The 12,945-nt window shown below is 56.3% G+C and carries 14 protein-coding genes; 9 read left to right on the top strand and 5 right to left on the bottom strand.

The window, feature by feature from the left end; genetic code table 11:
* The first annotated feature begins 2 nt into the window (after nt 1-2).
* Both GXP72_RS09805 and GXP72_RS09800 read left to right on the top strand, forming a co-directional pair.
* Nucleotides 3-863, top strand: coding sequence for an HlyD family secretion protein (locus tag GXP72_RS09805; RefSeq protein WP_048991240.1), 861 nt, complete (start codon nt 3-5; stop codon nt 861-863).
* Complete coding sequence (locus tag GXP72_RS09800) at nt 863-2,896, top strand: FUSC family protein (RefSeq protein WP_208763800.1); 2,034 nt, start codon at nt 863-865, stop codon at nt 2,894-2,896. The genes GXP72_RS09805 and GXP72_RS09800 overlap by 1 nt, the downstream gene beginning before the upstream one ends.
* On the opposite strand, the gene sodC is transcribed toward GXP72_RS09800, so the two are convergent.
* From sodC to GXP72_RS09785, 3 genes are all read right to left on the bottom strand, one after another.
* Nucleotides 2,875-3,393, bottom strand: a complete 519-nt coding sequence (sodC, locus tag GXP72_RS09795) for a superoxide dismutase [Cu-Zn] SodC (RefSeq protein WP_048030739.1) — start codon at nt 3,391-3,393, stop codon at nt 2,875-2,877. The genes GXP72_RS09800 and sodC overlap by 22 nt on opposite strands.
* Nucleotides 3,394-3,473: 80 nt before the next feature.
* Nucleotides 3,474-4,370: an aldo/keto reductase family oxidoreductase gene (locus tag GXP72_RS09790; protein ID WP_090417240.1), complete on the bottom strand. Its 897-nt coding sequence runs from the start codon at nt 4,368-4,370 to the stop codon at nt 3,474-3,476.
* A gap of 48 nt (nt 4,371-4,418) precedes the next feature.
* Complete coding sequence (locus GXP72_RS09785) at nt 4,419-4,658, bottom strand: DUF1289 domain-containing protein (RefSeq protein WP_008500587.1); 240 nt, start codon at nt 4,656-4,658, stop codon at nt 4,419-4,421.
* A 149-nt stretch (nt 4,659-4,807) separates the two neighbouring features.
* On the opposite strand from GXP72_RS09785, the gene eptA reads away from it, so the two are divergent.
* The 5 genes from eptA (at nt 4,808) to rnt (ending at nt 9,480) form a co-directional block, all read left to right on the top strand.
* Nucleotides 4,808-6,433, top strand: coding sequence for a phosphoethanolamine transferase EptA (gene eptA / locus GXP72_RS09780; RefSeq protein WP_208763799.1), 1,626 nt, complete (start codon nt 4,808-4,810; stop codon nt 6,431-6,433).
* A 41-nt stretch (nt 6,434-6,474) separates the two neighbouring features.
* Nucleotides 6,475-7,074: a TetR/AcrR family transcriptional regulator gene (locus GXP72_RS09775; protein ID WP_024909366.1), complete on the top strand. Its 600-nt coding sequence runs from the start codon at nt 6,475-6,477 to the stop codon at nt 7,072-7,074.
* A gap of 54 nt (nt 7,075-7,128) precedes the next feature.
* Nucleotides 7,129-8,226: an alkene reductase gene (locus GXP72_RS09770; protein ID WP_024909367.1), complete on the top strand. Its 1,098-nt coding sequence runs from the start codon at nt 7,129-7,131 to the stop codon at nt 8,224-8,226.
* Between the two features lie 100 nt (nt 8,227-8,326).
* Nucleotides 8,327-8,734 carry a lactoylglutathione lyase gene (gene gloA / locus GXP72_RS09765; protein ID WP_013096923.1) on the top strand — a complete coding sequence of 136 codons (408 nt, stop codon included), beginning with the start codon at nt 8,327-8,329 and terminating at the stop codon, nt 8,732-8,734.
* Nucleotides 8,735-8,829: 95 nt separating this feature from the next.
* A complete protein-coding gene (gene rnt, locus GXP72_RS09760; RefSeq protein WP_024909368.1) occupies nt 8,830-9,480 on the top strand; it encodes a ribonuclease T in 651 nt (216 codons plus the stop codon).
* Between the two features lie 45 nt (nt 9,481-9,525).
* Here the strand turns inward: rnt and grxD are convergent, their stop codons facing one another.
* Nucleotides 9,526-9,873 (bottom strand): monothiol glutaredoxin 4, encoded by a 348-nt coding sequence (gene grxD, locus GXP72_RS09755; RefSeq protein ID WP_003832760.1) that lies wholly within the window; start codon nt 9,871-9,873, stop codon nt 9,526-9,528.
* Between the two features lie 338 nt (nt 9,874-10,211).
* Between grxD and GXP72_RS09750 the strand changes: the two genes are divergently transcribed.
* On the top strand, nt 10,212-10,985 hold the full coding sequence (locus GXP72_RS09750) for a C40 family peptidase (protein ID WP_023311354.1): 774 nt from the start codon (nt 10,212-10,214) through the stop codon (nt 10,983-10,985).
* A 122-nt stretch (nt 10,986-11,107) separates the two neighbouring features.
* Nucleotides 11,108-11,689, top strand: a complete 582-nt coding sequence (gene sodB, locus GXP72_RS09745) for a superoxide dismutase [Fe] (RefSeq protein ID WP_023311353.1) — start codon at nt 11,108-11,110, stop codon at nt 11,687-11,689.
* Between the two features lie 38 nt (nt 11,690-11,727).
* Here the strand turns inward: sodB and GXP72_RS09740 are convergent, their stop codons facing one another.
* On the bottom strand, nt 11,728-12,894 hold the full coding sequence (locus GXP72_RS09740; protein ID WP_024909369.1) for an MFS transporter: 1,167 nt from the start codon (nt 12,892-12,894) through the stop codon (nt 11,728-11,730).
* Nucleotides 12,895-12,945 lie beyond the last annotated feature (51 nt).

Below are 12,945 nucleotides of genomic sequence, written 5' to 3'. Positions count from 1 at the left end.
CTATGCCTCTGAAAACGCTGAAGTACTTTTCCACCCTGTTTGTCCTTGCCCTCGCGCTGGTTGCAGGCTGGTGGATGTGGAATTTTTATATGCAGTCGCCCTGGACGCGTGACGGTAAAGTTCGCGCTGAACAGGTCAGCATCACCCCTCAGGTGTCGGGAAGTATCACGACGCTACTGGTTAAGGATAACCAGTTCGTCAAAAAGGGAGATGTTTTATTCCGAATTGACGACACCCCGTACCACATTGCGATTCTGAACGCCGAGGCGCAGCTGGCGAAAGCCCAGTCTGACCTGGCAAAGGCCAACAACGAGGCCAACCGCCGCCGTCACCTGTCGCAAAACTACATCTCAGCGGAAGATTTAGACACCGCGAATATCAACGTTAAGGCCATGCAGGCGAGCGTCAACGTGGCGGAGGCGACGCTGAAGCAGGCGCAGTGGCAACTGACCCAAACCGTGATTACGGCACCGGTCGATGGATGGGTGACCAACCTCTCCGCCCGCGTGGGAAACTACGCCACTACCGGCCAGCCAGTTTTTGCCCTCGTCGACAGCCACTCCTTCTACGTCGTGGGCTATTTCGAAGAGACCAAGCTTCGCCATATCCGCGAGGGATCCCCCGCCGCGATTACGCTTTACAGCGGCTCGCAGAAGTTACAGGGTCACGTATCCAGCATTGGCCGGGCCATTTACGATCAAAGCGTTGAAACAGATTCCGGGCTGGTGCCGGACATTAAGCCGAACGTGCCCTGGGTGCGCCTGGCCCAGCGCGTTCCGGTTCGCGTAGAATTTGACCGTTTACCGCAGGACATTACCCTGGTCTCCGGCACCACCTGCACCGTCTCCATCGGAAACCGGTGATGAAGCTGCCGGCACTCTCCTGGCACAACACCCCGTGGATGAAAGCGACGCGTCCCCAGTGGCGCTACGCGCTGCGTAACGGCATTGCCATGTGCCTGGCGCTGACCGTCGCCTACTACCTGAACCTGGATGAACCCTACTGGGCGATGACGTCTGCCGCGGTGGTGAGTTTTCCTACGGTCGGCGGGGTAATCAGTAAAAGCCTTGGCCGTATCGCAGGCAGCCTGCTCGGCGCCACCGCGGCGTTAATTATCGCCGGCCATACGCTGAACGATCCGTGGCTGTTCCTGCTGAGCATGGCGGCGTGGCTGGGGTGCTGTACCTGGGCCTGCGCCCATTTTACCAATAACGTCGCCTACGCTTTCCAGCTGGCGGGCTATACCGCCGCCATTATCGCCTTCCCGGTCGTCAACGTACTCGACACCACCGAGCTGTGGGATATCGCGCAGGCGCGCGTCTGTGAAGTCATTGTCGGGATCCTCAGCGGCGGCTTCATGATGATGATCCTCCCCAGCACCTCCGACGGCACCGCGCTTATCACCGCCCTCAAGACCATGCACACCCGGCTGCTTGAGCACGCGAGCCTGCTGTGGCAACCGGATACCAGCGATGAGATCCGCCTCGCGCATGAAAAGGTGATCGGACAGATCCAGACGATGAATCTGTTGCGTATTCAGGCGTTCTGGAGCCACTACCGCTTTCGTCGTCAGAACACCTTGCTAAATTATTTGCTGCACCAGCAGCTGCGTATGACCAGCGCCATCTCCAGCCTGCGCCGGATGCTGCTCAACTGGCCGACGCCGCCGGAAAACACCCGTGCCGTCATCGAAACACTGCTCGCGGCCCTTGCGCGCCCGGATGCGGACATCTACACCGTTGCGAAGATCATCGCCCCGCTCGCCCCGGTTGATGAATACGACTATCGCCATCGCGCCTTCTGGCAGCGTCTGAATTACTTTTGCCGACTGTACCTGCGCAGCAGCCGCTGGATTAACGCGGTTGAGAATGCCACGCCGGTCACGGAGTTCAACGTGCCCGGGAGCCCGGCTCTCGCCCGCCATACCGACTACCTGGAGGCGCTGTGGAGCGGTTTTCGCACCTTCTGCGCGCTGATGTTGGTGGGGGCGTGGAGCATCACCACGCAGTGGGAGTCCGGTACGGCGGCCCTGACGCTTGCCGCCATCAGCTGCGTGCTTTACTCCGTCGCGGCCTCGCCGTTCAACTCGCTGACGCTGCTGCTGCGCACCCTGGTGCTGCTGTCATTGTTCAGTTTTGTGGTGAAGTTTGGCCTGATGGTGCAGATAAGCGATCTGTGGCAGTTCCTGCTGTTTCTGTTTCCGCTGTTGACCACCATGCAGCTACTCAAGCTGCAAATGCCAAAACAGGCGGGCCTCTGGGGACAGCTGATTGTCTTTATGGGCTCGTTTATCTCCGTGACCAATCCGCCGGTGTACGATTACGCCGATTTTCTCAATGACAACCTGGCGAAAATCCTTGGCGTGGGGCTGGCGTGGCTGGCTTTCGCGGTGTTGCGTCCCGGCTCCGATGCCCGCAAGAGCCGCAGGCATATCCGGGAGTTACGCCGGGGGTTTGTAGACCAGCTCAGCCGTAAACCGCATCTGGGTGAAAACGTGTATGAATCGCTGGTGTATCACCACGTCAGCCAGCTGAATAACAGCCAGGACGCGCTGTCCCGACGCTGGCTGCTGCGCTGGGGCGTGGTGCTATTGAACTGCTCGCACGTGGTCTGGCAGCTTCGCGCGTGGGAAACGCGTTCCGATCCGCTGTCGCAGGTTCGTGATGTGTGTATTTCCCTGCTGCGCGATGTAATGAGCGAGCGCGGTGTTCAGCAGCGGCCGCTGGCAGCCACGCTGAATGAACTGCAGCGGATCTGCGATACGCTTGCACGACATCATCTTCCCGCCGCCCGTGATTTGGCCTCGATAATCTGGCGGCTGCACTGCTCGCTGTCGCAGCTGGAGCAGGCCCCACCGCCGGGAACGATTGGGGATCAGATCACGCCGCAGGCATAGCGTGCCCCGCCGCCGCCAAGCGGTTTAGGTTGATCGGACATATTGTCGCCGCCGACATGGATCATCAGCGCTTTGCCTTTGACTTCATCCAGCTTTTTCAGACGCGGCGCGACAACGGGATCGGTGGCTTTACCGTCGTTATTGACCACCAGCACGGGCAGATCACCTAAATGCCCCATTCCATCCGGGCCTTCATGCTTGCCGGTATGCTGCGGATCGAGGTGACCCCCTGCCGCTTCTGCTGCTGACGCTTTGCCCTCTTTTAATGCGGGCTGACAGCTGCCTTTGGCGTGAACATGGAAACCATGCTCACCGGGAGGGAGTGCTTTGAGGTTGGGAGCGAACTCCAGCCCTTTGTCGGTTTCCGTGATTTTCACCGTACCGATGGACTGACCCACACCCTGAGAGGTGACGAGATTCATTTCCACTTCGTCGCTGGCTGCCTGCGCCCCTGCGCAAACAACCAGCGCGACCATTGCCAGAGCAAAACGCTTCATATGACCTCCGCTGGTTATTTTTTGCCCCTTAAGTGTATACCAGGGGCAAAGATTTCACCGGAAAGTCACCTTCTGGCGGTTTATGGCACGTCGTAACCCAGCGCGGCTTTGCGGATGCGGAACCACTGCTGGCGGGTCATCTGCAGCTCTTCAGCGGCCAGTGCAGAACGCACGCGTTCTATTTTGCCGGAACCAATAATGGGCAGCGGTTTTGACGGCAGACGCAGGATCCAGGCATAAACCACCTGTTCGATGCTCTCCGCGTTCAGCTCGCGGGCGATAGTGTCCAGTTCGTTGCGCAGCGGCTGGAATTCATCATCATTAAACAGGCGTCCGCCTCCCAGGCACGACCAGGCCATCGGGCGAATACGCAGTTGTTGCAGCTGGTCGAGGGTACCGTCCAGCAGCAGCGGCTGGTGTACCGGGGAGATCTCAACCTGGTTAGTGGCCAGGGTAAACGGCAGACGAGACTGAAGCAGCGCAAACTGTGCCGGGGTAAAGTTAGAAACGCCGAAGTGACGCACTTTCCCACTCTGGTGCAGGTTCAGGAAGGCTTCCGCCACCTCATCGGCATCCATCAGCGGGTCCGGACGGTGGATTAACAGCAGATCGATACGATCGGTCGCCAGATTGACCAGCGACTGCTCGGCGCTCTTGATGATATGCGCGCTGTCAGTGATGTAATGACCGAGGGCGTGTTCTGGTTTTGCCGTGGTGGCAATTCCACACTTCGTGACGATCTCCATGCGATCGCGCAGTGCCGGGACCAGCTTGAGCGCCTCGCCGAACGCGGCCTCGCACTGGTAACCGCCGTAAATATCCGCATGGTCGACCGTGGTGACGCCCAGATCGATATGCTCTTCAATAAAGCTCGCCAGCTGGAGGGGGGACATATTCCAGTCCATCAGGCGCCAGTAGCCCATCACAAAACGGGAGAATTTTGGCCCCTGGGGGGCAAGGGTAATTCGCTGAACCATAACATTTTCCTCAAGGACGTGATGTCATGAGTATACGCAATTACCGTGTTAAAAAAGTGAAGGTTGCTGGGGTTCTTCGGTCTCACCGGCTTTGTTTGCGCGTATTTTGCGCAGAAGACGCTGACGGCAGAGGCGTAATACCTCCTGCTTCTGCGTGTCGCTAAAGTTTTGCCAGTTAAAACGCTCATCGCGGGTACGCATGCACCCGCGGCAATATCCGCGTTCATCCACCTGACAAATCCCCCGGCACGGGCTCTGGATGGGGAAAAACTCCAGCTGCTCTGCCACACTCACCTCCGGATAACCACTCTCACCTACAGTGAAGACGCTAAACGCGCCACGTGCAAGGCCTGTACCACAGATTTGTGGCATTAAGGTTTCACTAATCTTCCCTCTTTATACTCGGCCCATCATGATAATGACAGGTTCATCGATCGATGTGGTTAATCAAAAAGTTACAATGTAACGACATTAAATTTACTCTGGGCTGTGCACTCTTCTTTACGCTAATCAACGGACTGTTTATCCAGCGCAGCTGGGCCATTATTGCCCCTGCGCACCTGCACGACATCCTCTTTGCCGCGTCCGTACCGCTGGTGCTGTTTTGCGGCTGGGTGATTGTCTTTAGCCTGCTGAATATCCCCTATATCCGCAAGCCGCTGCTGATTGTATTGACGATCGGCTGCGCCGCGGCAACCTACTTTATGTACACCTACGGCGCGGTGATCGATCAGAACATGATTGTGAACGTGTTCGAAACTAACTCTCAGGAAGCGACGGCCCTGGTGACCCCGCAGATGATTTTGTGGATTGTCATCGCTGGCCTCGTGCCTTCCGTGGTGCTGGCGTTGACCCGCATTCGTACCGGAAAATGGTGGTATGCGCTGCTGACGCGTGTTGCCGCGATGCTCGGCGCTCTGCTGGTGATTATCCTGATTGCCGCGCTGTTTTATAAAGACTACGCGTCGCTGTTCCGCAATAACAAAAGCATCGTCAAAATGGTCACGCCGGCGAACTATGTCAGCGCCGTGGTGAAGTACAGCAAAATGCGCTGGTTTGCTGGCGATCAAACTCTGGTGCGTATTGGTGAAGATGCCCACAAAGGGCCACTGATTACCGGTCAACAAAAGAAAACCGTTCTGGTACTGGTCGTTGGGGAAGCCTCTCGCGCGGCGAACTACTCCCTTAATGGTTACGATCGTGAAACTAACCCGGAGCTGAAAAAGCAGGATGTGATTAACTTCCCGCAGGCTTCCTCATGCGGCACCGAAACCGCGGTTTCCGTTCCGTGCATGTTCTCCGGCATGACGCGCAGCAAATACGATGCCGACCTGGCTCACCATCGCGAGGGGCTGCTCGACGTGCTCAAGCATGCGGGTGTCAACCTGCTGTGGCGCGACAACGACGGGGGCTGTAAAGGGGCCTGCGATCGCATCCCTCACACCGACATGACGCAGTGGAATCTGGATCAGTTCTGCAAAGACAAATCCTGTATTGACGATGTCAATTTCTATCGACTGGACAACGTGCTGGATGGTCTGAAGCAGGACACGGTACTGGTTATCCACCTGATGGGAAGCCATGGTCCGGCGTACTATCGCCGTTACCCGGACAACTTCCGTAAATTCACCCCAACCTGCGACACCAATGAGATTCAGGATTGCGATCATCAGGCGCTGATGAATACCTATGACAACACTATTCTCTACACCGACAGCATGGTCAGCAAAACCATTGATGCGCTGAAAGCCCGTCAGGCGAGCATGAACACCGCGCTGATTTATCTCTCCGATCACGGTGAATCACTGGGTGAAAGCGGTATTTATCTGCACGGTACACCGTACATGCTGGCGCCGGAGCAGCAAACGCATATTCCGTTTATGTTCTGGCTGTCACCGGATTACGCGAATAACTTTGGCATCAACGAACAGTGTTTGCGTGACCATGCAGCAAAAAATGCGGTTTCTCAGGACAATTTGTTCTCGACCGTGCTGGGTATGATGGACGTGAAATCAACGGTTTATCAACAGCAGCTGGATATACTGAGCGCATGTCGTCAGTAAACTCTCTTGCATTAGACCGAACGGTCTATTAGAGTGCAGCCATGAGCAGAAATACTGAACACGATACCCGCGAACATCTACTGGCGACCGGCGAGCAACTTTGCATGCATCGCGGGTTTACCGGTATGGGGTTGAGCGAGTTATTAAAAACCGCTGAGGTACCGAAAGGGTCGTTTTATCACTACTTTCGGTCCAAAGAGGCCTTCGGCGTAGCGATGCTGGAGCGTCATTATGCTGGCTACCACCAGCGCCTGGCGACCCACTTTGCATCGGGTGAAGGTAACTACCGGGATCGTGTTCTGAACTACTATCAGGAAACGCTGAACCAGTTCTGTCAGCAGGGCATTATCAGCGGTTGCCTGACCGTTAAACTGTCTGCAGAAGTATGCGATCTTTCTGAAGATATGCGCACAGCGATGGATAAAGGTGCCCGCGGCGTGATCGCCCTGCTGGCCCAGGCGCTGGAAAAAGGCCGCGACGAAAAAACGCTGGCCTTTACCGGCGACCCCTTAATGCAGTCTCAGGTGCTCTATTCCCTCTGGTTAGGGGCCAACCTGCAGGCAAAAATTTCGCGCAGTGCCGTGCCGCTGGAAAGCGCGCTGGCACATGTGAAAAACAGCATTACTGCGCCTGACGTATAATGGGCGCTTTTTATTTACCTTATTACTAGTCGACTGGTCTACTCAGGAGTCTTTATGTCAGCTGAAAAACTGTTTACCCCATTGAAAGTGGGTGCCGTCACGGCGCCAAACCGCGTGTTCATGGCTCCGCTGACCCGTCTGCGCAGCATTGAGCCGGGTGACATCCCAACCCCACTGATGGGTGAATACTATCGTCAGCGCGCAAGCTCTGGCCTGATCATCACCGAAGCCACGCAGATTTCTGCTCAGGCGAAGGGTTATGCGGGTGCGCCGGGTCTTCACAGCCCGGAACAGATCGCCGCATGGCAGAAAATCACCGCGGGCGTCCACGCTGAAGAGGGTCGCATTGCGGTCCAGCTGTGGCATACCGGTCGTATCTCTCACAGCAGCATTCAACCTGGCGGCCAGGCACCGGTCTCCGCTTCGGCCCTGAGCGCCAATACCCGTACGTCCCTGCGCGATGAAAACGGCAATGCGATCCGCGTGGATACCTCTATGCCGCGTGCGCTGGAGCTGGACGAAATCCCGGGGATTGTTAACGACTTCCGCCAGGCCGTGGCCAACGCCCGTGAAGCCGGTTTTGACCTGATTGAGCTGCACTCCGCGCATGGCTATCTGCTGCACCAGTTCCTGTCACCGTCGTCTAACCATCGCACCGACCAGTACGGCGGCAGCGTCGAAAACCGCGCCCGTCTGGTGCTGGAAGTGGTGGATGCGGTATGCAAGGAGTGGAGCCCGGACCGTATCGGCATTCGCGTTTCCCCTATCGGGTCTTTCCAGAACGTCGACAACGGCCCGAACGAGGAAGCGGATGCTCTGTACCTGATCGAAGAACTGGCTAAACGTGGCATCGCTTATCTGCACATGTCCGAGCCTGACTGGGCCGGCGGTAAGCCTTACACGGATGCTTTCCGTCAGAAAGTGCGCGAGCGCTTCCACGGCGTGATCATCGGTGCAGGCGCCTATACCCCGGAGAAAGCCGAAGACCTGATCGGCAAAGGGCTGATTGATGCTGTCGCGTTTGGCCGCGACTACATCGCCAACCCGGACCTGGTTGCTCGTCTGCAGAAAAAAGCAGCGCTCAACCCGCAGCGTCCGGAAAGCTTCTACGGCGGCGGCGCGGAAGGCTACACCGACTACCCTTCTCTGTAATCTCGCCATTGTTCATTGATAGCGGCGATATTTCGCCGCTATACTAAAACATCGTTTCTGTTCAAAAAGACAGTCTATTTCATTGTTTAATGAGGAAATTATGCGCCTACTTCACACCATGCTGCGCGTTGGCGACCTGCAACGTTCTATCGATTTCTACACTAACGTCCTGGGCATGAAGCTGCTGCGCACCAGCGAAAACCCTGAATACAAATACTCGCTGGCGTTCGTGGGTTACGGCCCGGAAACGGATGAAGCGGTGATCGAGCTGACCTACAACTGGGGCGTTGACAGCTATGAGCTGGGCACGGCCTACGGCCATATCGCGCTGGAAGTGGACAACGCGGCCGAAGCGTGTGAGCGCATTCGCAGCAACGGCGGTAACGTCACGCGCGAAGCGGGCCCGGTAAAAGGTGGCACCACCGTGATTGCATTTGTGGAAGATCCCGACGGTTACAAAATCGAGCTGATTGAAGCCAAAGACGCCGGTCGCGGTCTGGGCAACTGATCCCTCAGGGCGCAACGTGCGCCCGTAGTTTTACTGCATCCCCCCGCAAAATTTGCCATAATGCGCTCTGCTTTTTCCCCATGTAAGAGACCCTGATGTCCGATAACGCTCAATTTAGCGGTCTGTGCGACCGTTTTCGTGGTTTTTATCCCGTTGTCATTGATGTAGAAACAGCCGGATTTAACGCTAAAACCGATGCGCTGCTCGAAATTGCCGCCATCACGCTGAAGATGGATGAACAGGGCTGGCTTACACCGGACACCACGCTGCATTTCCACGTTGAACCTTTCGAAGGGGCAAACTTACAGCCGGAAGCGCTGGCGTTTAACGGTATCGATCCGCATAACCCGCTGCGTGGTGCAGTAAGTGAATATGACGCGCTGCACGCCATTTTTAAAATGGTGCGTAAAGGCATGAAAGAGAGTAACTGCAGCCGCGCCATTATGGTGGCCCATAACGCCACCTTCGATCACAGCTTTACCATGGCCGCCGCCGAGCGCGCGTCGCTTAAACGCAACCCCTTCCATCCTTTTGTCACCTTCGACACCGCCGCGCTGAGCGGCCTGGCGCTGGGACAAACGGTGTTATCAAAGGCCTGTATTACGGCTGGCATTCCGTTCGACGGCACGCAGGCGCACTCCGCGCTGTATGACACGGAGCGTACCGCAGAGCTGTTCTGTGAGATCGTCAACCGCTGGAAGCGTCTGGGCGGCTGGCCGCTGCCGATGGATGACAGCGAAGAATAAAAAAAAAGCGACCTTATCTGGTCGCTTTTTTATTTGCGCAGAAAATTACTCTGCGTCCGGCTCTTCCGTTTTGTACTTCGCTGCCGTCTCTTTGATCAGCTGCTGCAGTTCGCCGCGCTGATACATTTCAATCAGGATATCGCAGCCGCCAACCAGTTCACCGTCAACCCACAGCTGTGGGAACGTCGGCCAGTTCGCGTACTTCGGCAGTTCAGCGCGGATGTCAGGGTTCTGCAGGATATCAACGTAAGCAAAACGCTCACCACAGGCAGACAGCGCCTGAACCGCTTGCGCGGAGAAGCCGCAGCTTGGCAGCTTTGGAGAACCTTTCATATACAGCAGAATCGGGTTTTCAGCGATCTGGCGCTGGATTTTTTCAATAGTGGTGCTCATGTCTTGCTTCCTTTAACTTCTGTTACGGCATTCGTCTGACATTGTAGCGGTTCAGACTGGCATCGGAAAATAACATTTTTGTCACGTTTATACATTCTACTCCGAGTCAGGAAAAGTTGCATTGCAAATGGTGTTTACCCCTGCGGCGGTCAGGGTTTTGCTTAGGGAATGGGCAAATGAGCGACAGAACGATGAATTTTTTTGCACTTGCTTACGAAACACGATTGTAGATTGAAAAATGCTATTAACTTTCTGGCTTTTTATAGATTAGAATCGACGGGCTTTGTAAATCACACGCGGGTATTATTGATGACCTGCATTTATCAGGGGACTGCCCAGTGGCGCGGATAAATAAAATCTCGATCACGCTCTGTGCTTTACTGTTTACTTCACTCACTTTCACGCCAGTGGCAAACGCCTCTCAGCAGGCGCGGCATTCTGCTGTACAAAAAAACCATCTGGTGAAAGCCACAGAACGTAAGAAAAAAACCACCGCTAAGAACGACAAGAAAAAAACACCGGCTCAGACGAAACAGACCGCTTCCAGCAAGACGAAAACCAAACCTTCCCGTACTGCCCACTCCGCCAAAAGTAAAGCTTCGCAAACCGCCGCTAACCTTGTTACTGAAAAATGCATCACGCGTAAAGGCCATAAGGCGAAATGCACGAAGGTCACGAAAATAGCGGAAGTGCATAAAGTGCGCGTACAGAAAGCGCAAAAAACCGCGATGAACAAACTGATGGGGCAGATTGGCAAACCCTATCACTGGGGTGGCAGCTCGCCACGTACCGGTTTTGACTGCAGCGGCCTCGTCTATTACGCCTATAAAGATCTGGTCAAGTTCCGCATTCCTCGTACCGCTAATGAGATGTACCACCTGCGCGATGCCTCACCGGTTGACCGCGGTGAGCTGGAAAACGGCGATCTGGTGTTCTTCCGCACTCAGGGTCGCGGCACGGCTGACCACGTCGGCGTCTATGTCGGCAACGGAAAATTCATCCAGTCACCGCGTAGCGGCCAGGATATTCAGATCACCTCTCTCAGTGAAGACTACTGGGTACGCCATTACGTCGGCGCACGTCGCGTGATGACGCCGAAAACCATTCGCTAACCCCTGCCCTGCCACACCCGTGGCAGGGTAAGTTCCTCTTTTGCATACCCTTTCAATTTGCTATCCTGTCCCTGTTGTCTGTGTGGTTATTGACAACGCAAAATACAATAAGGAGAGAAGCAATGTCGTTCGAATTACCTGCACTACCGTATGCAAAAGACGCCCTGGCACCGCACATTTCTGCGGAAACCCTGGAATATCATTACGGCAAGCATCACCAGACGTACGTCACTAACCTGAACAATCTGATCAAGGGCACCGATTTTGAAGGCAAAACGCTGGAAGAGATCGTCCGCAGTTCAGAGGGTGGCGTATTCAACAACGCGGCTCAGGTGTGGAACCACACCTTCTACTGGCACTGCCTGGCGCCAAACGCCGGTGGCGAACCTGCCGGTGAACTGGCTACCGCTATCAACGCCGCCTTTGGCAGCTTCGCGGATTTCAAAGCGAAATTTACCGATGCAGCCATCAAGAACTTCGGTTCGGGCTGGACGTGGCTGGTTAAAGAGGCGGATGGCAAACTGGCTATCGTGTCCACCTCTAACGCAGGCACTCCGCTGACCACCAGCGCTAAGCCGCTGATGACCGTGGACGTATGGGAACACGCTTACTACATTGATTACCGCAACGCGCGCCCGAACTACCTGGAGCACTTCTGGGCACTGGTTAACTGGGACTTTGTGGCGAAGAACTTCGCCGCGTAAGAGACACGCAGAAGGGTTCGCCCTTCTGCGTTTTTGGTTTATTCCGCAGCGCAGGCTGCTTCAGGCTGTTTACGACCCGACATCATCACCAGCAGCAGGCCGAGCGCGGCAATAATCGCCCCCATCACCGGCACAAAGCTGTACCCCAGTCCCCCTGAAATCACGGCCCCACCGGCCGCCGCACCGAGCGCGTTGCCCAGGTTGAAGGCGCCGATGTTGACCGACGATGAGAGGCCCGGCGCTTCATGCGCGACGCGCATCACGCGCATCTGCAGCGGCGGCACCACGGCAAAGGTGGCGGCTCCCCAGACGACCATCGCGATCGCGGCGCCAAACTCATTACGCGCCAGCCACGGAATGGCAATCATGATGACAATCAGCAGGGTTAAGAAGCCCTTCAGCGTGCCGCTTACGGAACGGTCGGCAAATTTCCCACCGAGATAGTTGCCGATCGAGAAGCCCACGCCTATCAGCACCAGCATCGCGGTCACAAAGAGAGGCGTTGCGTGGGTGATGTCATGCAATACCGGTGAAATATAGGTGTAGAGGGTAAACATCGCCCCTGCCCCCAGCACGGTGGTGAGCAGCGCGGAGAGCACCTGCGGGCGCACCAGCACCGACAGCTCTCTGCGCACGTCAGGACGTTCACCCGCGCTGCCTTTCGGCAGGGAGAAGAACAGCGCCACCATTGCGACCACGCCCAGTCCAGCCGTCGCCAGGAATGACATCCGCCAGCCAATAACCTCGCCCAACCAGGTTGCCGCAGGCACCCCGCCAATGTTGGCAATCGTTAGCCCCATAAACATGGTGGCTACGGCGCTCGCCTGCTTATGTTTTGGCACCACGCTGGCAGCCACGACCGATCCCAGCCCGAAGAACGCGCCGTGGTTAAGGCTGGTCAGAATGCGTGACAGCATCAGCGTGGTGTAGTCCGGCGCAATGGCCGAAAGCACGTTGCCCAGGGTGAAAATCGCCATCAGGAAAATCAGCGCATTGCGGCGCGCGCGGTGCGAAAGGAGAAGCGTCATCAGCGGCGCCCCCACCATCACGCCGATAGCATAGGCGCTGATTAACATCCCTGCCGCAGGGATCGAGACGTCCACGCCACGGGCGATGACGGGCAGTAACCCCATCGGGGAGAATTCAGTGGTGCCAATCCCAAAAGCGCCAATCGCCAGGGCCAGCAGGGGAAAATTGATTTTCATGCGTCAACTCCGGATGCCGTGTCATGTGGTGACACAGAACAAAGAAGCGGA

Origin of the sequence: Enterobacter sp. SES19 (assembly GCF_011765665.1) — a bacterium.
GTDB classification, from domain to species: Bacteria; Pseudomonadota; Gammaproteobacteria; order Enterobacterales; family Enterobacteriaceae; genus Enterobacter; species Enterobacter pseudoroggenkampii.
Note: the sequence above shows the minus strand (reverse complement) of the source record. Positions and strands in the feature narration are given on the sequence as shown.

Bases quoted from the DNA above. Each gene is read 5' to 3' on its own strand.
- GXP72_RS09805 (WP_048991240.1), top strand. From the start codon at position 3: ATGCCTCTGAAAACGCTGAAGTACTTTTCCACCCTGTTTGTCCTTGCC.
- GXP72_RS09800 (WP_208763800.1), top strand. From the start codon at position 863: ATGAAGCTGCCGGCACTCTCCTGGCACAACACCCCGTGGATGAAAGCG.
- sodC (WP_048030739.1), bottom strand. From the start codon at position 3,393: ATGAAGCGTTTTGCTCTGGCAATGGTCGCGCTGGTTGTTTGCGCAGGG.
- GXP72_RS09790 (WP_090417240.1), bottom strand. From the start codon at position 4,370: ATGGTTCAGCGAATTACCCTTGCCCCCCAGGGGCCAAAATTCTCCCGT.
- eptA (WP_208763799.1), top strand. From the start codon at position 4,808: ATGTGGTTAATCAAAAAGTTACAATGTAACGACATTAAATTTACTCTG.
- GXP72_RS09775 (WP_024909366.1), top strand. From the start codon at position 6,475: ATGAGCAGAAATACTGAACACGATACCCGCGAACATCTACTGGCGACC.
- GXP72_RS09770 (WP_024909367.1), top strand. From the start codon at position 7,129: ATGTCAGCTGAAAAACTGTTTACCCCATTGAAAGTGGGTGCCGTCACG.
- gloA (WP_013096923.1), top strand. From the start codon at position 8,327: ATGCGCCTACTTCACACCATGCTGCGCGTTGGCGACCTGCAACGTTCT.
- rnt (WP_024909368.1), top strand. From the start codon at position 8,830: ATGTCCGATAACGCTCAATTTAGCGGTCTGTGCGACCGTTTTCGTGGT.
- grxD (WP_003832760.1), bottom strand. From the start codon at position 9,873: ATGAGCACCACTATTGAAAAAATCCAGCGCCAGATCGCTGAAAACCCG.
- sodB (WP_023311353.1), top strand. From the start codon at position 11,108: ATGTCGTTCGAATTACCTGCACTACCGTATGCAAAAGACGCCCTGGCA.
- GXP72_RS09740 (WP_024909369.1), bottom strand. From the start codon at position 12,894: ATGAAAATCAATTTTCCCCTGCTGGCCCTGGCGATTGGCGCTTTTGGG.